At 68.4% G+C, this 22,324-nt stretch carries 21 protein-coding genes; 13 read left to right on the forward strand and 8 right to left on the reverse strand.

All coding sequences use genetic code 11. The features are described from left to right. Positions 1–166 precede the first annotated feature (166 nt). Positions 167–1,777 carry an ABC transporter substrate-binding protein gene (locus tag AB8P05_RS02950; protein ID WP_472758739.1) on the forward strand — a complete coding sequence of 537 codons (1,611 nt, stop codon included), beginning with the start codon at positions 167–169 and terminating at the stop codon, positions 1,775–1,777. Positions 1,778–1,815: 38 nt separating this feature from the next. Here the strand turns inward: AB8P05_RS02950 and AB8P05_RS02955 are convergent, their stop codons facing one another. Continuing rightward, the gene (locus AB8P05_RS02955; RefSeq protein ID WP_472758740.1) at positions 1,816–2,421 is read right to left on the reverse strand and encodes a cysteine hydrolase family protein; all 606 of its coding nucleotides are present in this window, start codon (positions 2,419–2,421) and stop codon (positions 1,816–1,818) included. Positions 2,422–2,506: 85 nt separating this feature from the next. Here AB8P05_RS02955 and AB8P05_RS02960 point away from each other — a divergent pair, with 85 nt between their 5' ends. Beyond that, on the forward strand, positions 2,507–3,391 hold the full coding sequence (locus AB8P05_RS02960) for a LysR family transcriptional regulator (protein WP_472758741.1): 885 nt from the start codon (positions 2,507–2,509) through the stop codon (positions 3,389–3,391). Here the strand turns inward: AB8P05_RS02960 and truA are convergent. Genes truA through def form a run of 3 tightly spaced genes read right to left on the reverse strand, consistent with a single transcriptional unit; the run spans position 3,385 to position 5,629 of the window. Beyond that, positions 3,385–4,122, reverse strand: coding sequence for a tRNA pseudouridine(38-40) synthase TruA (truA, locus tag AB8P05_RS02965; protein ID WP_472758742.1), 738 nt, complete (start codon positions 4,120–4,122; stop codon positions 3,385–3,387). The genes AB8P05_RS02960 and truA overlap by 7 nt on opposite strands. A 5-nt stretch (positions 4,123–4,127) precedes the next feature. Next, complete coding sequence (gene fmt, locus AB8P05_RS02970) at positions 4,128–5,084, reverse strand: methionyl-tRNA formyltransferase (RefSeq protein WP_472758743.1); 957 nt, start codon at positions 5,082–5,084, stop codon at positions 4,128–4,130. A gap of 32 nt (positions 5,085–5,116) precedes the next feature. Further along, the gene (def, locus tag AB8P05_RS02975) at positions 5,117–5,629 is read right to left on the reverse strand and encodes a peptide deformylase (RefSeq protein WP_472758744.1); all 513 of its coding nucleotides are present in this window, start codon (positions 5,627–5,629) and stop codon (positions 5,117–5,119) included. 378 nt (positions 5,630–6,007) lie between these two features. Here def and cobS point away from each other — a divergent pair, with 378 nt between their 5' ends. The 3 genes from cobS (at position 6,008) to AB8P05_RS02990 (ending at position 7,965) form a co-directional block, all read left to right on the forward strand. Next, a complete protein-coding gene (gene cobS, locus AB8P05_RS02980) occupies positions 6,008–6,742 on the forward strand; it encodes an adenosylcobinamide-GDP ribazoletransferase (RefSeq protein WP_472758745.1) in 735 nt (244 codons plus the stop codon). After that, the gene (locus AB8P05_RS02985) at positions 6,739–7,359 is read left to right on the forward strand and encodes a histidine phosphatase family protein (RefSeq protein ID WP_472758746.1); all 621 of its coding nucleotides are present in this window, start codon (positions 6,739–6,741) and stop codon (positions 7,357–7,359) included. The genes cobS and AB8P05_RS02985 overlap by 4 nt, the downstream gene beginning before the upstream one ends. Positions 7,360–7,434: 75 nt before the next feature. Further along, entirely contained in the window at positions 7,435–7,965 is a 531-nt protein-coding gene (locus AB8P05_RS02990; RefSeq protein ID WP_472758747.1) for a pyridoxamine 5'-phosphate oxidase family protein, read from the forward strand. Positions 7,966–8,150: 185 nt separating this feature from the next. Here the strand turns inward: AB8P05_RS02990 and AB8P05_RS02995 are convergent, their stop codons facing one another. Beyond that, on the reverse strand, positions 8,151–9,524 hold the full coding sequence (locus AB8P05_RS02995; protein WP_472758748.1) for a DUF3422 family protein: 1,374 nt from the start codon (positions 9,522–9,524) through the stop codon (positions 8,151–8,153). A 247-nt stretch (positions 9,525–9,771) separates the two neighbouring features. On the opposite strand from AB8P05_RS02995, the gene tldD reads away from it, so the two are divergent. From tldD to AB8P05_RS03015, 4 genes are all read left to right on the forward strand, one after another. Next, complete coding sequence (gene tldD / locus AB8P05_RS03000) at positions 9,772–11,205, forward strand: metalloprotease TldD (RefSeq protein WP_472758749.1); 1,434 nt, start codon at positions 9,772–9,774, stop codon at positions 11,203–11,205. 142 nt (positions 11,206–11,347) lie between these two features. Then, positions 11,348–11,920, forward strand: coding sequence for a polymorphic toxin type 46 domain-containing protein (locus AB8P05_RS03005; RefSeq protein WP_472758750.1), 573 nt, complete (start codon positions 11,348–11,350; stop codon positions 11,918–11,920). Between the two features lie 88 nt (positions 11,921–12,008). Next, entirely contained in the window at positions 12,009–12,296 is a 288-nt protein-coding gene (locus tag AB8P05_RS03010) for an immunity protein Tsi6 family protein (protein ID WP_472758751.1), read from the forward strand. A gap of 118 nt (positions 12,297–12,414) precedes the next feature. Continuing rightward, positions 12,415–12,954: a glycine cleavage system transcriptional repressor gene (locus tag AB8P05_RS03015; RefSeq protein WP_455171827.1), complete on the forward strand. Its 540-nt coding sequence runs from the start codon at positions 12,415–12,417 to the stop codon at positions 12,952–12,954. An 81-nt stretch (positions 12,955–13,035) separates the two neighbouring features. Here AB8P05_RS03015 and sugE read toward each other — a convergent pair whose 3' ends face one another. After that, positions 13,036–13,353 carry a quaternary ammonium compound efflux SMR transporter SugE gene (sugE, locus tag AB8P05_RS03020; RefSeq protein WP_472758752.1) on the reverse strand — a complete coding sequence of 106 codons (318 nt, stop codon included), beginning with the start codon at positions 13,351–13,353 and terminating at the stop codon, positions 13,036–13,038. A gap of 384 nt (positions 13,354–13,737) precedes the next feature. Here sugE and AB8P05_RS03025 point away from each other — a divergent pair, with 384 nt between their 5' ends. Genes AB8P05_RS03025 through AB8P05_RS03035 form a run of 3 tightly spaced genes read left to right on the forward strand, consistent with a single transcriptional unit; the run spans position 13,738 to position 18,593 of the window. Beyond that, positions 13,738–13,944: an FAD assembly factor SdhE gene (locus AB8P05_RS03025; protein ID WP_472758753.1), complete on the forward strand. Its 207-nt coding sequence runs from the start codon at positions 13,738–13,740 to the stop codon at positions 13,942–13,944. Positions 13,945–13,998: 54 nt separating this feature from the next. Continuing rightward, on the forward strand, positions 13,999–17,652 hold the full coding sequence (mfd, locus tag AB8P05_RS03030; protein WP_472758754.1) for a transcription-repair coupling factor: 3,654 nt from the start codon (positions 13,999–14,001) through the stop codon (positions 17,650–17,652). Next, complete coding sequence (locus AB8P05_RS03035) at positions 17,640–18,593, forward strand: ACT domain-containing protein (RefSeq protein ID WP_472758755.1); 954 nt, start codon at positions 17,640–17,642, stop codon at positions 18,591–18,593. The genes mfd and AB8P05_RS03035 overlap by 13 nt, the downstream gene beginning before the upstream one ends. A 177-nt stretch (positions 18,594–18,770) precedes the next feature. On the opposite strand, the gene AB8P05_RS03040 is transcribed toward AB8P05_RS03035, so the two are convergent. Together AB8P05_RS03040 and AB8P05_RS03045 are read right to left on the reverse strand one after the other, a co-directional pair. Continuing rightward, positions 18,771–18,968, reverse strand: coding sequence for a hypothetical protein (locus tag AB8P05_RS03040; protein WP_472758756.1), 198 nt, complete (start codon positions 18,966–18,968; stop codon positions 18,771–18,773). Further along, on the reverse strand, positions 18,965–19,435 hold the full coding sequence (locus AB8P05_RS03045) for an HIT domain-containing protein (RefSeq protein WP_472758757.1): 471 nt from the start codon (positions 19,433–19,435) through the stop codon (positions 18,965–18,967). Before AB8P05_RS03045 ends, AB8P05_RS03040 begins: the two co-directional genes overlap by 4 nt. Positions 19,436–19,688: 253 nt before the next feature. Here AB8P05_RS03045 and AB8P05_RS03050 point away from each other — a divergent pair, with 253 nt between their 5' ends. Continuing rightward, on the forward strand, positions 19,689–22,298 hold the full coding sequence (locus AB8P05_RS03050) for a glycosyltransferase family 2 protein (RefSeq protein WP_472758758.1): 2,610 nt from the start codon (positions 19,689–19,691) through the stop codon (positions 22,296–22,298). Positions 22,299–22,324 lie beyond the last annotated feature (26 nt).

Consider the following 22,324-nt stretch of genomic DNA (forward strand, 5'->3'; position numbering starts at 1 on the left):
CAAGAATGGTGCCGGGGGGCGTTAGGAGCTAGGCGCTTTCCCCGCGAATTGCAACCCGTCCCCTTATGAAACCTGCCCTCCGGCCGGGTTGACAGGCCATGGAAGGCGGCGGGAAGATTCCGCCCCTCAACAGCGCCCGAACGGGCCTCCAGGGAGACTTCACGGGATGACCAGCTTCAAGCGCGGCCTGATCGCGCAAACGGTTCTTGGCGCCGCCGCTCTCGCCCTTGCCGGTTTCGCCGCTCCGGTCCTCGCCGACACGCCGAAGGACGCGCTGGTGATGGCCTGGCAGTTCGACGATATCGTCAGCCTCGACCCGGCCGAAATCTTCGAGCTGTCGGGGGCGGAATACAGCGCCCAGGTCTATGACCGCCTGATCCATTTCGACGTCAACGACGTCAGCAAGATCGAGGGCGAAGTCGCCGAAAGCTGGACCGTGTCGCCCGACGGCAAGACCTTCACCTTCAAGATCCGCGACGGCATCGCCTTCCATTCCGGCAACCGGCTGACCGCCGAGGACGTGGCATGGTCCTTCGCCCGCGCGGTGAAGATGAACAAGGGTCCGGCCTTCATCCTGACCCAGTTCGGCCTGACCCCGGACAATGTGGAGCAGATGGTCCGCGCGACCGACCCGCGCACGCTGGTCTTCACCACCGACAAGGCCTATGCGCCGACCTTCGTGCTCTATTGCCTGACCGCCGACGTGGCATCGGTCGTCGATTCCAAGCTGGTGAAGAGCAAGGAGAAGGACGGCGATTTCGGCACCGGCTGGCTGAAGACCGCCTCCGCCGGCTCCGGCCCCTTCATGCTGAAGCAGTGGAAGGCGAGCGAACTGCTGACCTTCGACGCCAACCCGAAATACTGGCAGGGTGCGCCGAAGCTGAAGCGCGTGCTGATCCGCCACATCCCGGAACCGGCGACCCAGCGCCTGCTGCTGGAGAAGGGCGACGTCGATGTCGCGCGCAACCTGAAGCCGGAGCAGTTCGAACCGCTGAAGTCCAGCGACGCCATCCGTCTGGTCCAGGCGCCGAAGGGCACGCTGTGGTATCTCAGCCTGAACCAGAAGAACCCCACCCTGGCCAAGCCGGAGGTGCGCGAGGCGTTCAAGTACCTCGTCGACTATGACGGCATGGCCGACACCATCATGAACGGCATCGGCGCCGTCCATCAGGCCTTCCTGCCCAAGGGCTTCCTGGGTGCGGTCAACGACAACCCCTACAAGTACGATCCGGCCAAGGCGAAGGAGCTGCTGGCGAAGGCCGGCTATCCCGACGGCTTCACCGTCAGCATGGACGTGCGCAACACCAACCCGACCCAGGACATGGCCCAGGCGATCCAGGCCAGCGCCGCCAAGGCCGGCGTGAAGATCGAGATCATCCCCGGCGACGGCAAGCAGGTGCTGACCAAATACCGCGCCCGCAACCACGAGCTGATGATCCAGCAGTGGGGTGCCGACTATCAGGACCCGAATTCCAACGCCGATACCTTCGCTTCCAACCCGGACAACAGCGACAACGCCAAGTCCAAGCCGCTGGCCTGGCGCAACGCCTGGGACATCCCGGAACTGACCAGGAAGACCGCCGCCGCGGTCGAGGAGCGCGACAGCGCCAAGCGCGCCCGGATGTACGAGGAGCTTCAGCGCTCGGTCCTGGCCGACTCACCCTTCGTCATCATGTTCCAGCAGACGGAGATGGTGGCGGAGCGCAAGAACGTCTCCGGCCTCGTCTGGGGTCCGAGCTTCGACACCAACTATTACTGGAAGGCCGAAAAGAAGTAAGGATGCGGAGGGGGCGCTGGCCGCGCCCCTCTCCCTGCTCACCCCCAGGCCCGCGCATCCTCCACCACCACTGCGAGGCTGTCGGACAGGCCGGTCAGCACGCCGCGCTGGATGTCGGCGGCCTGCACCACGCCGCCCTTGCCGTCCGGCAGGTCGCGGGTGGCGGTGGCCGACGCCACGGCCGTCACCCGCCAGCCATGATCCACCGCCGAGCGCACGGTGCTGCTGACGCAATTGTGGGTCATGAAGCCGGCGACGATCATCTCTGTCCGCCCGGTGTCGCGGGCCACCGCCTGCAGGTCGGTCCCGGCGAAGGCGTTGGCGAGCTTCTTGACGATCACCGGTTCCCCGGCGCGCGGGGCGACCGCCGGGACGATCTCCGCCATCGGACCGGTCGGATCAAACACCGGGGCGCCCGCCGCGGTGTGGTGGACGATGTGGATCACCGGCACGTTGTTGGTGCGGGCGAGGTCCAGCAGCGCCGCCGCCTTCTCCACCGCCGCATCGACGCCAGACAGCCGCAGGGCGCCGTCGGTGTATTCGCGCTGCAGGTCGATCAGCACCAGCACCGCCTTGTCCAGCGGGGCGGGCGTGGCCGGAGCGCCGACGATCTGGCGCAGGGTCTTGGCAGTTTGGGTCGTCATCGGGGGAGGCTCCGCTTTCGCTGAAGGTTGATGACGGCGATGCTGCCCCGTTCACCGATGCGCAGCCATTCGCTATCCTTGCACGATGACTGTTCAGAAATTCACAAGCCCGCTCGATTGGGACGATCTGCGCGTCTTCCTGGAACTGGCGCGCGCCGGCAGCCTGTCGGCGGCGGCGCGCGGCCTGCGGCTGAGCCATGCCACGGTCGGGCGCCGGCTGGCTGCTCTGGAGGCGGCACTCGGCCGCAGCCTGATGGAGCGCCGTCCCGACGGCTATGTTTTGACCGAGGAGGGTGAGAGCGTCCGCGCCCTGGCCGAGGCGATGGACGAGCGGGCGCAGGCGATCCGCCGCCGCGAGGGCGACGCGGCCGGGCTGAGCGGCACCGTGCGGCTGACCATGACCCAGGCGCTGGCCGACATCTTCCTGATCCCCCGCCTCGGTCCGTTGCGGACGGCCAACCCGTCCCTGAACCTGGAAATCATCGTCGACAACCGCACCCTCAGCCTTGCCCGGCGGGAGGCCGATCTGGCGATCCGGCTGGCCCGGCCGCAGCGCGGCGATCTGGTCGGGCGGCGGCTGGCGACTCTGGGCTATGGGCTCTATGCCGCGCCGGACGCGCCCGACACCCTGATCGCTTATGACGAGTCGATGGCGGAACTGCCGGAGGCGCTGTGGCTGGATCGCCATGGCGGCGGCCGGCGCGTCGCTTTCCGTTCCAACAGCGTGCAGGGACAGCTTGCGGCGGCAGTCGCCGGCTTCGGCATCGCCTTCCTGCCCTGCATGCTGGCGGACGGCGTGCCGGGGCTGGAACGTCACCCGCTGCCCGGCCCACCGCTGACCCGTGAGGCATGGCTGCTGGTCCATCGCGACCGCCGCGAGGTGCCGCGGGTGCGGGCGGTGATCGAGCATCTGGTGGCGGTCTTCTCCGCCGAGCGGGACCGGCTGGAGGGAAGCGCAGTCGCTCAGTAACGCGCCGCCATGAAATACAGCCCGTCCGGCGGGCAGGTCGGCCCGGCCTTGGCGCGGTCGCGGGCCTCCAGCGCACGGCGCACGTCGTCGGGGGTCCATTTGCCGGCACCCACCAGTTCCAGCGTGCCGACCATGTTGCGGACCTGATGGTGCAGGAAGGAGCGTGCGGCGGCATGGACGCGGATTTCCTCGCCCTGCCGCTCCACATCCAGCCGGTCGAGCGTCTTCACCGGGGACTTCGCCTGACACAGCGCGGCACGGAAGCTGGTGAAGTCATGCTGGCCGACCAGCACCTGCGCCGCCGCTTGCATCGCCTCCGCATCCAGCGGACGGGTGACGTGCCACGCCCGGCCAGCGTCGAGCGCCAACGGCGCCCGGCGGTTGACGATGCGGTAGACATAGGCGCGGCCGGTCGAGGTCAGGCGGGCATGGAAGTCTTCGCCGACCGCCTCCACCTCCAGCACCGCGATGGGGGCCGGCTTCAGGTGGAAGTTCAGGGCGTCGCGCAGTTTCAGGCCGGTGAAGGGCTTTTCCAGGTCGAAATGGCAGACCTGCCCCAGCGCATGCACCCCGGCGTCGGTGCGGCCGGAGCCATGGACCCGAACCACCTCGCCCGACAGGCGCTGCACCGCCTCCTCCAGGCTCTGCTGGACGGAGGGACCGTTGTCCTGGCGCTGCCAGCCGACGAACGGACGGCCGTCATACTCGACGGTCAGTTTCCAGCGTTGCACGGTCGTCAGTCCGCGACGGCTTCTGCGGAAACAGGCTGCCCGACCGCCAGCGCGAAGCCGCGCAGGAAGGCCGCGCCGTCCACCGGCGCCTTGCCGGGCCGCTGCACCTTGGTCAGCCGCACCGCGCCATCGGCGCAGGCGACCGTCAGCCGGTCGTCCAGCAAAGTGCCGGGGGTGCCCCGGCCGGCCGCGGGTTCGGCGGCCAGAACCTTGATCCGCTCGCCGTTGGCGGCCCCATTCGCCGCATCAAACCAGCAGCCGGGCCAGGGGGTGAGCGCGCGGACCTGCCGCTCGACGTAGGCGGCGGGCTGGGTCCAGTCGAGCCGGCCATCCTCGCGCGTCAGCTTGGCGGCGTAGGTGACGCCCTCTTCCGGCTGCGGCACGGCGGTCAGCGTGCCGGCGGCCAGCCCTTCCAGCGCCGGGACGATCATGCGGGCGCCGAGTGCCGCCAGTTCGTCATGCAGGCTGCTGGCGGTGGTGGCGGGGGTGATCGCCACCGCCTCTTTCGACAGCATGGCGCCGGTGTCGAGCCCGATGTCCATCTGCATGATGGTAATCCCGGTCTCGGCATCGCCGGCCAGGATGGAACGCTGGATCGGCGCCGCCCCGCGCCAGCGCGGCAGCAGGGAGCCATGCACGTTGACGCACCCCAGCCGCGGCGCGTCGAGGATCGGCTGCGGCAGGATCAGGCCATAGGCGGCGACCACCGCGGCGTCGGCCTTGAGGTCGGCGAACTCCGCCTGGGCCTCGGCATTGCGCAGGCTCTTGGGCGTGCGCACGGGGACGCCGTGCTCCTCGGCGAAGCGGTGGACGGGCGATTTCTGCACCTGCTGGCCACGGCCGGCCGGGCGCGGCGGCTGGCTGTAGGCGCAGACGACCTGATGCCCCGCCTCGATCAGCGCGGCAAGGCTGGGCACGGCGAAGTCCGGCGTGCCCATGAAGACGAGACGGAGCGGGGTCATCTTTTTCTATCGCCGATCTGCTTTTGGGCGGGTCAGGCCGTCGCCTTCTGAAGCTTCTGGACCTTCTTCAGCAGGATGTTCCGCTTCAGCATCGACAGGTAATCGACGAACAGAACGCCGTTCAGATGATCGATCTCGTGCTGGATGCAGGTGGCGAGCATCCCGTCGGCCTCCAGCTCCTGCTGCTGGTTCTTTTCGTCCAGATAGCGGACGCGGATGCGCTGGGGACGGGTGACCTCGGCATACTGCTCCGGCACCGACAGGCAGCCCTCCTCGCACACCGACTTCTCGTCGGACGACCAGACGATTTCCGGGTTGGCGAGGCGGATGGGGTTCGCAGGCTCGTCCTTTTCATGGACGTCGACGACGATGACGCGGTCGAGCACGCCGACCTGCGGGGCGGCCAGACCGATGCCGTTGGCGTCGTACATGGTCTCCACCATGTCGTCCATCAGCTTGGCGACGCGCGCATCCACTTCGGCGACGGGCTGCGCCTTGCGCTTGAGGATCGGATGCGGGGCGACGAGGATCGGAAGACGGGCCATGGGTGCTCGATGCTGATAGGGGGAGTTCAAACGGACAAGGTAGGCGGACCGAGTGTTTTGGTCAAGGAATCGGACCTATGCGAATGATGTGAAATGGGCTGCGTCATGCCCTCTCCCGCCTCGGGAGAGGGAGGGGACCCGCGCCGCAGGCGTGGGGAGGGTGAGGGGTGATCCAAGCATCCAGAAGCGCATGGTTCCTTGCACTACCCCTCACCCTTCCCAAGCTCCGCTTGGGCCCCTTCCCTCTCCCGGGGCGGGAGAGGGAGTGGATGAGGTTGCGCCGGGCGCCGGTTGGGCGTAGTCGATGCCGATCATGCGTGACGCGACCACCGCCCCCACCCCTCCCCGCGCTGGACCCAGGACGCCGCCCTGGCGCTGGTGTTCCTGACCCGCCTGCCCTTCCCGCCCCTGGGTCCCCTCAACGGGCCGCTCGCCGAGGGTGCGGCGGCGCGGGCAATGGGATGGTTTCCTCTGGTGGGGGCGCTCGTCGGGCTGGCGGGCGGCGCCGTGTTCGCGGCCGCCGCGGCGCTGAACCTGCCGCCGCTGGCCGGGGCGCTTCTGGCGCTGGCGGCGACGGTGCGCCTGACCGGCGGGTTGCACGAGGATGGCGCGGCCGACGTCGCCGACGGCTTCGGCGGCGGGCGCGATCTGGCCCGCAAGCTGGAGATCATGCGCGACAGCCGCGTCGGCAGCTATGGCGTGCTGGCGCTGGTCTTCTCGGTCGGCATCCGTGCGGCGGCGCTGGCGGCCCTGCCGGTGCCGGCGGCGGTCGCGGCACTGGTGGCGGCGGGTGCCTTGTCTCGCTGCGGGCTGGCGGCGATGGCGCGCGTGCTGTCCCCGGCGCGGCGCGACGGGCTTGCGGCGGCGCAGGGACGGCCGGCGATGGCAACGGTGTTGCTGGCGCTGGGATCGGGCATCGCCATCGCGGCGGCGGCGCTCGGCGGGCTGGCCCTGCCGGCGCTGGCGGCGGCGCTGCTGGCGGTGGTCGCGATGGGCGCCCTCGCCCGGCGCCACCTCGGCGGGCAGACAGGCGACGTCTTCGGCGCGGCCCAGCAGGTGGCGGAGGCCGCGGTGCTGCTGACCCTTTCCACCGTCCTGGGAGCATCGGCATGAACGCGGTGAGCCTCACCCCCCTGACCGTCACCCGCTGGTGGCTGATCCGCCATGCGCCGGTCCGCAATCCGGACAACGTCATCTGCGGGTCGAGCGACCGCGAGGCCGACACCGGCAACCGCGCGGCGGCGGCGGCACTCGCGGCCGGCCTGCCCGCGGATGCCCTGTGGCTGACCAGCCCGTTGCGGCGCAGCCGGCAGACCGCGCAGGCGCTGTGGACCCGCAATCCCAGGCTTGCCGACACGGCGGTGGTGGAGCCGGCGCTGGCCGAGCAGGATTTCGGTGAGTGGGAGGGCATCAGCCACGACACCGCCGCCCTGCGCGATGCGGAAGCCGCGGCCCGTTTCTGGCGTGATCCGGCCCGCCATGCCCCGCCCGGCGGCGAGAGCTTCGCCACGGTGATGGAGCGCACGGCCGAGGCGCTGCGGCGGCTGACCGACAGCCATGCCGGACGCGATCTGGTTGCGGTGATCCATGCCGGCACCATCCGCGGCGCGCTGGCACTGGCGCTGGATCTGACGCCGGAGGCGGCGCTGCGGCTGCGGATCGACCCCTGGTCGCTGACCCGGATCGACCACTACCACGCCGGGACAGGATCCTGGTCGGTCGGGGAGTGAACCAGCAGGCTGGAACTTTCTGACCGCCGTGGGCGTTCCCCTGTCTCCGCTGGGCTACCGAACGAGAGGCAGACCATGGTCCATAGCACCACCGCCGGCCACGGCCACAGCCCCGACCAGGGCGAAATCAAGAAGCTCTGGGAGATGATGAAGGGCGTTCAGGTCGCGATGATGACGACGCTGGACGACAACGGCCGGCTGAACTCCCGTCCGATGGCGACTCTGTCCCATGCGGGGTTCGAAGACGGCACCCTGTGGTTCTTCACCCGCGCCCATTCCGAAAAGGTGGCGGAGATCGACCGCCATTGGCGCGTCAACCTCGCCTACTCCAACCCCGACAAGCAGGATTACGTCTCCGTCTCCGGCATCGCCGAAGTGGTGCGCGACCGCGACAAGATCCGCTTCCTGTGGCGCGACATCATGAGCACCTGGTTCCCGCAGGGGCCGGACGACCCGGAAGTGGCGCTGCTGAAGGTGTCGGTCGATCAGGCCGAGTATTGGGACAGCCCGTCGAGCACCATGGTCTACGCCTATGGCTATGTGAAGGCGAAGCTGACCGGCCAGTCGCCGGATCCGGGCGACAACGCGAAGATCGCGTTTCAGTAAGCTGCCGGTGATCCTTTAGGTCGCTGCCGGATGCCCCCTACCCATCCCTTGCATGTTGGGTTTGGGTTACCGTGTCTCTGACGGATCGAACCGCTGGGGGTTGCCACTCCCAGCGGTTCCCCCGCTGAGCGGGAAAGGGTTAGGAAGAGGGCGATTGGGTCTATGGTTTCCCGAGCAGTTCGCCCTCAATGCCCGCCGACCAGCACCTTGCGGATCCGCCTCACCCCCGACCAGACGAAGGCGATGACGATGGGGATCATCACGCCCACCAGCAGGTCGGGATCGACCTTCAGCCCGAATCCCTTCAGCCCCTTCGCCGCATAGCCGACGATGCCGACGAGGTAATAGCTGATCGCCACCACCGACAGCCCTTCCACCGTCTCCTGCAGGCGCAGCTGCAACTGGGCGCGGCGGTCCATCGATTGGAGAAGCTCGGCATTCTGGCCTTCCACCGCGATCTCCACGCGGGTGCGCAGCAGGGTGCTCGCCCGCGCCACCCGCTGCGACAGCGACTCGAGCCGCTGCTCGACCGCCTCGCAGGTGCGGATGGCCGGCGTCAGGCGGCGGTCCATGAACTCCTGGACGGTCTGCAGCCCCTCGATGCGGATCTCCCGCAGTTCCTCGATCCGCCGTTCCACCAGTTCGTAGTAGGCACGGGCGGCGCCGAACCGGTAGGCGGTCTCGGCCGAGATCTGCTCGGTCTGCGCCGCCAGCAGGGTCAGCCGGTCGAGCAGGTCGCGTTCGTCCTGCAGGCCGCGCAGGCTGGCGATGCGGTTGGTGACTTCCGCCAGCCCCGATTCGATGGGGCCGATGCGCGGCAGCACGCCGCGGGCCATCGGCAGCGCCAGCAGGGCCAGCACCCGGTAGGTCTCGATCTCCAGCAGGCGCTGCACCACCCGGCCGGTCTGGCGCGGAGTCATCGAATGGTCGGCGACCAGCATGCGGGAGAAGCCGTCGCCGTGGATGCGGAAATCGGTCCAGGCGGTCGCCGACCGGCCGGCGATTCGCGATCCGACATAGCTCTCCGACCCGAACATCGCCGCCATCATGGACGGTGACGGTTCCGGCGTGTCGGCGTCGAGAACGGCGACATGGATGCCGACCAGCAGTTCGCCCGGCAGCCCGGCCAGCCACTCGCGCGGCAGGGCATGCAGCGCCGGCTCCAGAAAGGGATCGACCAGGGCACCCGCCGGCATCGCGCTGGGGCGGAAGACGGTCCAGGTTGAGAATTCGGTGTGACGCTCCCACTTCAGATGGAAGCTGCCGAAGGACGCGCTGTGGTGGGTAGCGCCCTGCGGCGGGCGGACGACGCCGGCCCAGTCGCACAGCGCCTCCAGATGGCGGCGGTCGGCCTCGGTCGCCCCCTCCCCCGACAGCATCGCCAGCATCGTGGCCCGCACCGGCGCCGCCACCGATTCCGGCGGACGGGCATGGACCTCGTTGGTCAGGACCTGGCGCAGAGGATGGTCGCGTAGCGGGCGCGGGCCGGTGATACCGGTTCCGGGCACGCCGGCACGGTTCAGGCTATCCGTGGTTGTCCGCACCGTGCCGTCGGTCATGCTTCCCTCCGCCATCTCAGCACCGCCCCCTGCCCACGCCTGCCATCAGGTTACACAATCAGGCATCGGCGAACTTGCCGGATCGCGCCAGCGTCGCCACACTATAGTCTGACCGTTAGAACACATCGTACGGCAGGGCGCGAGGCCGCCCGCTATGACACTGTGTCCTACTATGGAATCAGGCGATGGAATCCGGCAGGCGATTGCCCCAAGCCGGGTTCCGCCCCATCACAGGTTCGGAGTTTACATGAGCGCGCTTGCCGTCACCGACGATCTCTTCTTCAACCGCGCCGGCATGGACCGCGCCCGCGTTGAAGGCGTCGTGCAGGACGCCCTGCACAGTGCCGACGATGGGGAGCTTTACCTCGAATACGCCCAGAGCGAATCGCTGGGCTGGGACGACGGGAAGCTGAAGTCCGCCAGCTTCGACACGACCCAGGGCTTCGGCCTGCGCGCCATCGCCGGCGAGGCGACCGGCTACGCCCATGCCAGCAACCTGTCGGAAGAGGCGATCCGACGTGCAGCATCCACCGTGCGCGCCGTGCAGGCCGGCCACACCGGCACCCTGGCGGAGCCGCCGGCCGGCACCAACCGCGCGCTCTACATCCCCGACAACCCGCTGCACCTCGTCCCTTTCGAGGAGAAGGTGAAGCTGCTGGCCGACATCGACGCCTATGCCCGCGCCAAGGACGAGCGGGTGCGGCAGGTCAGCTGCTCGATCAGCGGCGAATGGCAGGCGGTGCAGATCATGCGCGCCGACGGCGTGCGCGTCGCCGACCTGCGCCCGCTGGTCCGCCTGAACGTCTCGGTCGTGGTGGCCGAGGGCGACCGGATGGAGACCGGCGGCTATGGTGGCGGCGGCCGCGTCACCTACGAACACTACATCCAGCCGGAAACCTGGCGCGGCTTCGTCGACGAGGCGCTGCGGCAGGCGCTGGTCAACCTGTCCTCCGTCCCGGCCCCGGCCGGCGAGATGACGGTGGTGCTGGGCAGCGGCTGGCCCGGCATCCTGCTGCACGAGGCCATCGGCCACGGGCTGGAGGGTGACTTCAACCGCAAGAAGACCTCCGCCTTCGCCGGCCTGATGGGCCAGCGCATTGCCGCCCCCGGCGTCACCATCGTCGATGACGGCACCATCGAGAACTCACGCGGCTCGATCAGCGTCGACGACGAGGGCACGCCCGGCCAGTGCACCACGCTGATCGAGGACGGCATCCTGGTCGGCTTCATGCAGGACCGCATGAACGCCCGCCTGATGGGCATGCGCCCGACCGGCAACGGCCGGCGCCAGAGCTTCGCCTACAACCCGATGCCGCGCATGACCAACACGGTGATGCGCAACGGCAACCACACGCCGGACGAGATCATCGCGTCGGTCAAGAAGGGCATCTACGCCAAGAACTTCGGCGGCGGCCAGGTGGACATCACCAACGGCAAGTTCGTGTTCTCGGCCAGCGAGGCCTACCTGATCGAGGACGGCAAGCTCGGTCCCGCCGTGAAGGGCGCCACCCTGATCGGCAACGGCCCGGACAGCCTGACCAAGGTGTCGATGATCGGCAACGACAGCCGCCTCGACCCCGGTGTCGGCACCTGCGGCAAGGACGGCCAGGGCGTGCCGGTCGGCGTCGGCCAGCCCACGCTGAAGCTGGAGGGACTGACCGTGGGCGGCACCGCCGCCTGACGGCGAACCCGCCGCACCGCAAGCGAGGAAGGGGCCGGACCGGCAATGGTCCGGCCCCTTTTACATTCGAGCCTTGGACCGGCCGATTGCATTGGTATCATCCTGTCGTAGATTTTCAATTTTCCGGATAGGATGAATACCAATGAAGTCCTTTTCACGTCTTCTCAGGGCGCCGCTGCTCGCCCTTTCTCTGGCATTGGGCCTGTCGGTGGCGGCGGCGCTGCCGGGCAATGCCCAGACCGCTCCGACCGGGGAGCAGGTGGCGGTCGCCAAGGCCACAGGGTCCAGCGCCGAGCAGCTGAACGCGCGCGTGGTGGTGGCGAGCTATTTCTATGCTTCGACCGATCTCACCTCCGCCCGCTATGCCGACGACTCCAAGGGGATCGATTTCTCCAAGCCGCTGGAGGTGATCGACGTGACCGCCGGCACGACCTGGTACCAGTATGTCCGCACCGGCTACGACAGCATCCGATTCGGGAACTTCTTCTCTCCCGTAGCGACGGCGACGCCCACCTGCCTGGGAATCTCCGGCACCGGCCGGGCCGAATACAAGGCGGTGATGCCCGCCGGCCAGGGCTTGAAGTCGGTTGCGGCCCCGATCCCCGACTGCTGGACCGTCCCCGGCACCTGCGTACAGACCCAGGGCGGCTGCACCCAGGTGGTGGTGCCGAACACCGTAAAGGCCGGTGTCACCAACGGCGGGCTGGTCCCGTAACTCCGCAACCGGACGCCGCCTTCCACTGTTCACCGGAAGGCGGCGGTGGTCCAGACTGGCCGCGGTCCTTCAGCAACGGAGTCTCGCCATGTCCGACATCGCCACCACCGACGAGTTGCGCCGGCGCATCGCACGCGCCTCCGCCGGGGTCGCGGCACTGGCCGGACGGGAACCGGAGAACAGCTGGCTGACCAGCATCCAGCGCCAGCTCGACTATGTGGACGGCGCGGCACGGGATGGAGCCGAGCGGCTCGACCGTGCCGACGACCTGAACTTCGGCCTGCTCGCCTCCCACTATGTCGACGACGTCGACCCGGCATTGGCGGCGGAGCTTCACGCCATCAGCGCCGCCACCCGCCGGCTGTTCGGCGGCTGACCTTGCGGCCGAGGGTCATTTTCTGCTGGCGTTCGCTGCAGCCCGCTTCGATGATCGGCCCTCCGGACGGCACGGCCGAAACCGTGCCCGCGAGAAAATGCGATACGGGAGACGTGCGATGGCGACGGAATCGACTGCCGGGCTGGCCCTGGTTTCCACCTTCTGCCCCGACCGGGTCGGGCTGGTCTCCGGCATCACCAGCCACCTGTTCGAACAGGGCATCAACCTGCGCGACGCCACCTTCGCCTCGCTCGGCACCGGGGCGGAGTTCTCCGCCGTCTGCGAACTGCCGTCCGGCCTGACGGTGGCGGAGGTCCAGGCCAGCCTGTCGTCCCTCCCCGTCCTGGCCGGCGCCGAGGTGAAGGTCACGCCCTTCGCCTTCGATCCCCAGCCGGGTCCGCAGGCGATGGTCACCCACCGCGTCGAGGTGTCGGGCGGCGACCAGCCGGGGCTCGTTGCCCGCCTGTCGGAGATCTTCACGCAGTTCGACGCCAACATCGTGCGGCTGGACGCGCAGACCCTGCCCGACCGCGCGGGCGAGCGCTATGTCCTGCGCTTCTCTGTGTCGATCCCGGCGGAACGGGCGGAGGTCTGCCTCTCGGCGGTGGCGAACACGGCGGAGACGCTGGGGCTGACCTGCCGGGCGGAGGGGGTTTGAGGGGATAAGTTAGACCCCCACCTAACCTCCCCGCTGGGCGGGGAGGGTTAGGGTGGGGGCAAGTGCGGACCTGAACCCCACTCACCCATGCAGAACCTTCAGCCCCACGATCCCCCCGACGATCGCCGCGATGCACAGCAGCCGCAGCGCGCCGGCGGGCTCGCCGAACAGCCACATGCCCAGCACCGCGGTGCCCAAGGTGCCGATCCCGGTCCACACCGCGTAAGCCGTGCCCAGCGGCAGCGTCTTCAACGCCGCCCCCAGCAGCAGGATGCTTATCAGCATCGCCGCGGCGGTCAGGACGCTCGGGACCAGACGGGTGAAGCCTTCGGTATATTTCAGGCCGACGGCCCAACCGATTTCGAAAAGACCGGCGAAGAACAGCGTGACCCACGCCATGACGGGTACCTCCGTCTTGGAATGGCGGGGTCGTCCCCACCCGGTAACCCTCTTTCATCGGCGGGGTCGTCCCCGCGGGCCAGAGGGCAGATAGGACATCCACCACCCATGGTCAAGATGGCGGCGTTCAAGATTGCAGCGGTCAAGATGGCGGCAGTCTGGGCAGGCGGCCGAGGTTGCATCGCGGCGCCCGCCCGTGCAGGATGGGGTTCCTGAATGGTTCCCCCTTCGCCGCTGGTGGCGCTGGGGGCTTTCGACGTTGGACAGCAATGACCGAAAACGGCACCCCCGGCTTCCGAAACGCCGGCTTCCGAGAAGGCCGAATCGCTTGAGAACCGGCGCAAGCGGCTGCGCTTCCGCTCCTGGCATCGCGGCACGCGCGAGATGGACCTGCTGATGGGCAGCTTCGCCGACGCCCATGTCGGCGACTTCGACCATGCCATGCTCGACCGCTTTGAGGCGCTGCTGGAGCTTGGCGATCCCGACCTCTACGACTGGATGTCGGGTCGCGAACCGGTGCCGGCCGAACATGACAGCGACGTGATGCGCCTGTTGACGGCGTTCCGTTACACACCACGTCAAGGCTCCTGACGGAGCCGGTCAAGGCTCCACGACCAGCGTTCCCCTTCTCCGAGGCATCCTCCTTTGGTCAGTTACGATCTCCAGCCCGGCCGCGCCGGCCGTCTCCTGATCGGCGGCGCGCCCGAGGGTCATGACGCCCGCATCCTGGCGGAGCTTGCGCAGAAGGCCGGGGCCTATGGCCTGCTGCATGTGGCGCTGGACGACACGCGCTGCGCCCTGCTGGCGGAGGCTCTGGCCTTCTTCGCGCCGAAACTGGAGATGCTGACCTTCCCGGCCTGGGACTGCCTGCCCTATGACCGGGTGTCGCCGAACGGCGGCATCGTCGCCCGGCGCATCGACACGCTGACCCGGCTGATCGCCCGGCGAGAGGCGGCGTCGAACCGCGATGGGCTGGCCCCGCTGATCGTGCTGACCACCGTCAACGCCGTGGTGCAGAAGGTGCCGCCGCGCAGCGCCTTCAAGGACGCGGTGTTCTCCGCCAAGTTGCGCGACCGGATCGACCTGGAGAAGCTGCAGCGCTACCTCGCCGGCAACGGCTACACCCGCGCCCAGACGGTGCGGGAGCCGGGCGAGTTCGCGGTGCGCGGCGGCATCGTCGACCTGTTCCCGCCCGGCACGGAGGAGCCGCTGCGCCTCGACCTGTTCGGCGACGAGCTGGAGGGGGTGCGCGCCTTCGACCCGATGACCCAGCGCACCACCGACAAGCGTGACCGCGTCGAGCTGAAGCCGATGTCGGAGGTGTTCCTGGACGATGCCGGGATCGCCCGCTTCCGCTCCGGCTACCGCGAGCTGTTCGGCGCGGTGACCGACGACGATCCGCTGTACGAGGCGATTTCCGCCGGCCGCAGCTATGGCGGGATGGAGCATTGGCTGCCGCTGTTCCACGAGAGCATGGATACGGTGCTGGATTACCTGCCGCGCGGCATTGTCAGCCTGGACCATCAGGCGAACGAAGCGCGCGACGCCCGCATCGCGCAGATCGTGGATTTCCACGCCTCGCGCGACAGCATGATGACCATCGAGAAGCGCACCGGCTCGCCGGTCTACAAGCCGGTGCCGGTCGCCTCGATGTTCCTCGACTCCACCGGCTGGGACGCGCTGATGGCGGAGCGCGCGCTGGCGCAGCTCCAGATCTTCTCCACGCCCCCCGGCATCAAGGGCACGGTGGACGCCGGCGGCAAGCGCGGCCACGACTTCGCTGAGGAGCGCAACCGCCCCGACGTGAACGTCTTCGACGCGGTGAAGGACCATATCCGGGCGCTGCGCGCCGACGGGCGGCGGGTGCTGATCGCCGGCTATTCCGCCGGGTCGCGCGACCGCCTGTCCAACGTGCTGGCCGACCACGGCATCCCCGGCCTGGAGCCGGCGGAGAGCATGGAGGATGTCCGCCGCTTCGACCGCGGCATCATCGGCACCATCGTGCTGGGGATGGAGCATGGCTTCACCTCCGCCGATCTGGCCGTCATCACCGAACAGGACATCCTGGGCGACCGTCTGGTCCGCCCGGCCAAGAAGAAGCGCAAGGCCGCCAACTTCATCGCCGAGCATTCCGCCCTGCATGAAGGCGACATCGTCGTCCACATGGACCACGGCATCGGCCGTTATGACGGGCTGGAGACGCTGGAGGTCACCGGCGCCCCGCACGACTGCCTGCGCATCATCTACGAGGGCGGCGACAAGCTCTACGTTCCGGTCGAGAACATCGAGGTGCTGTCGCGCTACGGCTCCGAGGACGCCAACGTCCAGCTCGACAAGCTGGGTGGTGCGGGCTGGCAGGGCCGCAAGGCGCGGGTCAAGAAGCGCCTGAAGGACATGGCGGAAGCCCTGCTGAAGATCGCGGCGGAACGCATGCTGAAGAAGGCCGATCCGGTGCTGACCCCGGAGGGCGTCTATCAGGAATTCGCCGCCCGCTTCCCCTATCCCGAAACCGACGACCAGCTGAAAGCGATCGAGGACATCTTCACCGATCTCGGCAGCGGCCGGCCGATGGACCGTCTGGTCTGCGGCGACGTCGGCTTCGGCAAGACCGAGGTGGCTCTGCGCGCCGCCTTCATGGTGGCGATGAGCGGCAAGCAGGTCGCCGTCGTCGTGCCGACCACCCTGCTGGCGCGCCAGCATTTCCGCACCTTCTCCACCCGTTTTGCCGGGCTGCCGGTGCGCGTGGTCCAGCTGTCGCGCATGGTCACCGCCCGCGAACAGACGCTGGTGAAGAAGGAACTGGCGGAGGGCACGGCCGACATCGTCGTCGGCACCCATGCCCTGCTCGCCAAGGGGCTCGACTTCAAGCGGCTGGGCATGGTCATCGTCGATGAGGAGCAGCATTTCGGCGTGAAGCAGAAGGAACGGCTGAAGGAGCTGCGCGCCGACATCCACGTCCTGACCCTGACTGCCACGCCGATCCCGCGCACGCTGCAGATGGCGCTGTCCGGCGTGCGCGAGCTGTCGTTGATCGCCACGCCGCCGGTGGACCGTCTTGCGGTGCGCACCTTCGTCCTGCCCTACGACCCGGTGGTAATCCGCGAGGCGATCCTGCGCGAGCATTACCGCGGCGGCCAGACCTTCTATGTCTGCCCGCGCGTGGAGGATCTGGCGAAGGTGGCGGAACGGGTGCGCGAACTGGTGCCGGAGGTCAAGATCGTCACCGCCCACGGCCAGATGGCGGCCAGCGAGCTGGAAGAGGTGATGACCGCCTTCGACGAAGGCAAGTTCGAGGTGCTGCTCGCCACCAACATCATCGAAAGCGGCCTGGACATCCCCAACGCCAACACGCTGATCGTCCACCGCGCCGACCTGTTCGGGCTGGCCCAGCTCTACCAGATCCGCGGCCGCGTCGGCCGGTCGAAGAAGCGCGGCTACGCCTATCTGACCTACGCCCCCAACAAGCCGCTGAGCAGCACCGCCCAGCAGCGCCTGCACGTCATCGAGACGTTGGACAGTCTGGGCGCCGGCTTCCAGCTGGCCAGCCACGACATGGACATCCGCGGCGCCGGCAACCTGCTGGGCGAGGAACAGTCGGGGCAGGTGCGCGAAGTTGGCGTGGAGCTTTACCAGCAGATGCTGGAGGAGGCCGTCGCCAATGCCCGCGCGGCGATGCAGGAGGGGGCGGTGGCCGCCGCCGCGGCGCAGGAGTGGGTGCCGCAGATCAATTTGGGCACGCCGGTGCTGATCCCGGAAAGCTACGTCCCCGACCTGACGGTGCGCCTGTCGCTCTACCGCCGCATCGCCGATCTGGTCGACCGGGCGGAGGTGGACGGCTTCGCCGCCGAACTGATCGACCGCTTCGGCAAGCTGCCGGAGGAGGTGGAGAACCTGCTGGACGTCGTCACCATCAAGCGCTGGTGCAAGCAGGCCAACATCGACCGGGTCGATGCCGGGCCGAAGGGTCTGGTCCTCGCCTTCCACGACAATTTCTATGCCGAGCCGGCCAAGCTGCTGACCTACATCGCCCAGCACCTGACGCTGATGAAGCTGCGCCCTGACCACAAGCTGGTCTACAGCCGCGAATGGCCCGATCCGCAGGCTCGGGTGCGCAGCGTGCAGAAGCTGGTGAAGGATCTGGCGGAAATGGCGTCGGGCGGCGGCGTGCCGCGCGGCGAAACCCCGCCGCCCCCCTCCACCGCCGCCGCCCAAGCCGACCGGCGCCAAGATCGCGTCGCGTTTCGGCACGCCGTCGCGCTTCGGCCGTCCGACCGGGCGGCGCTGAGATGGACGATCTGACCCGCGACGCGTCGCTCGCCCGCCGGCTGGCGCGCGGCGACCGGCGGACGGTGGGCGATGCCCCCTCCGTCGCCGACGAGGTTTCGGCCGACCGCGGCAAGCTGGCGGAACTGGTCGGCTGCCTGTTCGACAAGGATGCCAGCGTGCGCATGCGCGCCGCCGATGCGCTGGAGCGGGTGTCTCGCGGCAACCCCGGCTGGCTCGATCCGTATGTCGACCATCTGCTGACCGACGCCGTCGCCATCGAGCAGGCGGAGGTGCGCTGGCACATCGCCCAGATCGTGCCGCGCCTGACCATGGACGACGAACAGCGCCACCGAGCCGCTGTCCTGCTGGCGGACTGGTTCGAGAACAGCCCCAGCCGCATCGTCCAGACCAGCGCGCTGCAGGCCGTGGTCGACCTCGCCGAATCGGACGCGAACCTGCGCGCCACCTCGGCGGAGATGCTGGGCCGCGCCATGCGCTCCGGCGTGCCGTCGCTGGCCGCCCGCGCCCGCCGCATCCTGAAGCCCTTCGAGGTGGACGAGGCGACGCTGACCGCGGCGCTGGTGCGCGAGCAGACGGGCCTGACCCTGTCTGTGCTGCCCGACCGGCTGGCGGTGGCGCAGCTGCCCCCCGGCAGCGGCCTGCCCGACTGGCTGGACTGGACCGACCCGCTGGTCGGCGCCACCCGCACCGGCGAGGAGCTGTCGATCCTCTGCCGCGAGGACCGCGTTCCCGACGGGGTGAAGGCCGAACGCGGCTGGCGTGCCTTCCGGGTGGAGGGGGTGGTGGATTTCTCCCTGTTCGGCATCCTGGCCCGCATCGCGGTGCCGCTGGCCCAGGCTCATGTGCCGATCTTCGCGATCTCCACCTACAACACCGACTATGTGCTGGTCCGCGCCGACGACCTGGACAAGGCCGCGGACGTGCTCTCGCTGAGCTGCACGGTGAAGCGGTAGGGGCCCGATTGCCCCCACCCTCCCACGCTGGCGCGTGGGTCCCACCCTCCCCGCTTCGCAGGAGAGGGTGGATTCGCATCGCGGCGGCAGTCCCCTCTCCCGCGATCGGACCGGCCTTTGGCCGGCCGAGGGCGGGGAGGGTTAGGGAGGGTTAGGGAGGGGGCAACAGTTCGCCCTTCAGCCGCCGCCACCTTCCCGCTGGCTCCGTTCGATGATCTCCTCCCGCTCGCCCATCTCCTCCCATTTCTTCTGGACGGGCTTGTCGGGATCGCCGGACGCCTTGCCGGTCTTGTCGACCAGCTTGTCCTCGATTCGCTGGGCGGCGTCCGACGGCGCGTCGGAGGTCACGGATTTGGGGCGGTCCTGGTCGGTCATGGCGGCGGTCTCCCAAAATGGTGGCTGACCACACAAACACCCCAGCCCCGGCAAAGTTCACGCGCCCGCGCGCAGGGCCTCCGCCAGCCGACCCACCAGCACTTCCGCCTCCGCCGGCTCGTAGGGCCGGGCATGGCCGGCCCCCAGACCGGGCCGGGCCAGGCCGGATCGCCGCGCGTCCGGCCGATCACATGGACGTGCAGCTGCGGCACCATGTTGCCCAGCGCCCCGACATTCATCTTGTCCGGCGCAAACAGCCGCTCCACCACGCGGGAGGCAAGCGCGATCTCGCGCATCAGGGCCAGCTGATCGCCCTCGTCAAGCCGGTGGATTTCCACCGCATCCTCGCGCATCGGCACCAGGATCAGCCATGGCCACAGGGCGTTGTTCATCAGCAACACCCGGCATAGATCCAGATCGGTCACATGGCGGGTGTCGGCCCGTAGCCGTTCGTTAAGGGAAAACATGCTTCACTCCGTTGGTGGCGTCCCGGGGACGCAACTCGGGGAATAAACCGGACGCTGCTCTGTTATAGCCGGCAGTGGCGGGGCAACCGCGAAGCTTGTATAGAAGGCCGTGCGCGCCGGCCATACGGCGCAGCGGCATTCGTTGGACGATGATTGAGTTCGGTCCGGGTCATGGTCGGGGCGGCAACAGTCGCTTTGCGCCATTTTCCGGGCCGTATCCATGTTTTTGGTGCGGCGAGCGAGAACGACCCACATGCGCAAATCAGCCTTCGCGGTTCTGATCCTGGTGATCCTCGGCAACGTCGCCCTCTGGGCGCTGTGGAACCGCCCGGTGGACGAACGGTCCTGGGCCGGCGCCATCACCGGCGTCGCCTATACCCCCTTCCACACCGACAAGAGCCCGTCGAAGGGCGACAAGGCGACCGCAGACGACATTGAAAAGGACATGGCCGCGCTGCAAGGCGCCGTGAAGGCCGTCCGCACCTATTCCACCACCGACGGCTCGGAAATGGTTGCGGCCATCGCCGCCAAGCATGGCCTGCCGGTCACCGCCGGCGCCTGGACCGCCGGCAAGCCCGAGATCGACGAACCCGAGCTGGCCGGCCTGATCAAGCTGGCGCGGGCCAACAGCAACGTGCGCCGCGTGCTGGTCGGCAACGAGGCGATCCTGCGCGCCGACCTGACCGTTCCGCAGGCCATCGAGTACGTCAAGCGGGTGAAGAAGAAGGTCAACGTCCCGGTCTCCATCGCCGAGCCGTGGCACGTCTGGCTGAAGCACCCGGAACTGGCCGATGCCGTGGACTTCCTCGCCGTCCACCTGCTGCCCTACTGGGAAGGCGTTCCGGTCGACCAGTCGGTCGATTACGCCATGTTCCGCTACAACGAGCTGAAGCAGAAGTTCCCGAACAAGCACATCCTGATCGGCGAAATCGGCTGGCCGGCCGACGGCCCGTGGCGCCGCGGCGCCGAGGCCAGCCAGGTCAACCAGGCCAAGTTCATCCGCAACTTCCTGAACGTCGCCGCGCAGAACAAGCTCGACTACTTCATCATGGAAGCCTTCGACCAGCCCTGGAAGCGGGAGATCGAGGGCACGGCGGGCACCAGCTGGGGCCTGTGGGACTATCAGCGCAACCCGAAATTCCCGATGATCGGCGGGGTGCAGGAGATCCGCAACTGGGAGGTCAAGTGCGCCACCGCCGTGGCTCTGGGCTTCCTGCCGCTGGTGTTCTTCCTGTGGCGCCGCAGCGACCTGAAGATCGGCGGGCAGATCTTCTACGGCGCGCTGATCCAGGCGGTGGCTTCCGTCCTGGTCTTCACCGTCAGCGCCGCGTCGGCCGCCGGCCTCGCGCTCACCACCGAAATCGCCTGGGGCCTGCTGATCTTCTGCCAGCTGGTGCTGTTCGCGGTCATGCTGATCGACGGCATGGAGCTGACGGAGGTCGTCTGGCAGCACAAGTTCAAGCGCAAGTTCGTCCCCTGCTCCGCCGCCCCGCTGCCGAACGCGGCGAAGGTGTCGATCCATGTGCCCTGCTACAACGAGCCGCCGCACATGGTCATGCAGACGCTGGACGCGCTGGCCCGGCTCGATTACCCGAACTACGAAGTCCTGCTGCTGGACAACAACACCAAGGATCCGGCCGTCTGGCGCCCGGTCGAGGAATATTGCAAGAAGCTGGGGCCGAAGTTCCGCTTCTTCCACCTAGACAACTGGCCGGGCTTCAAGGCCGGTGCGCTGAATTTCGGTCTGGCGCAGACCGCGCCCGATGCCGAACACATCGCCGTCATCGACAGCGACTATCAGGTCCATCCCGACTGGCTGAAGGCGACCATCCCGCACTTCAACCGGCCGGAGGTCGGCTTCGTCCAGTCGCCGCAGGACTATCGCGAGTGGGAACACGACCTGTTCCAGCGCATGACCAACTGGGAATATGCCGGCTTCTTCCACATCGGCATGATCCAGCGGAACGAGCGCAACGCGATCATCCAGCACGGCACCATGACCATCATCCGCAAGTCGGCCCTGGAAAAGGTCGGCCGCTGGGGCGAGTGGTGCATCACCGAGGACGCCGATCTCGGCCTGCGCCTGTTCGAGCATGGCTATGAGGCCGTCTATATGCCGGAGAGCTATGGCAAGGGCCTCGTCCCCGACAGCTTCTCCGCCTACAAGACGCAGCGTTTCCGCTGGGCTTACGGCGCCGTGCAGATCCTGAAGCACCATTGGCGGCAGCTGTCGCCGGGTGCCAAGGAGCTGACGGCCGGCCAGAAGTACCATTTCATCACCGGCTGGCTGCCCTGGTTCGCCGACGCCGCCCACATGATCTTCGGCATCGCCGGCATCCTGTGGTCGATCGGCCTGATGGCCTTCCCGAAATATTTCGAGTTCCCGCCCAACGTCTTCATGATCCCGACGCTCAGCGTCTTCGCCTTCAAGGTCGGCGCTTCGCTCTGGCTCTACGAGGCGCGGGTGAAGTGCGGCTTCTGGGACAAGGTCGGCGCGGCGGTGGCCGGCATGGCGCTGACCCATACGGTCGGCCGAGCCATGTGGCTGGGCATCTTCACCTCCGGCCGGCCCTTCGTCCGCACGCCGAAGTGCGAGAACCAGCCGGCGCTGATGCAGGCCTTCCTGATGGCGCGGGAAGAGCTGGTGCTGCTGGTGTCGCTGTGGGGTGCCGCACTGGCCATCGTTATGGTCTTCGGCCACGAAAACCGCGACGCCTTCATGTGGTCGGGTCTGCTGGTGGTGCAGTCGCTGCCCTATCTGGCCGCCTTCATCACCGCGCTGATCAACGTCTTCCCCACCATCGGCTTCGGCAAGAGCAAGCCGGCGGCCGACGACGCCGTCGGGGCCGGAGCCGGCGACTGACCTGGGACAAGCCGGCGCTTTCGGAT

The sequence above is a fragment of the Azospirillum sp. VT-I1 genome (assembly GCF_055698305.1).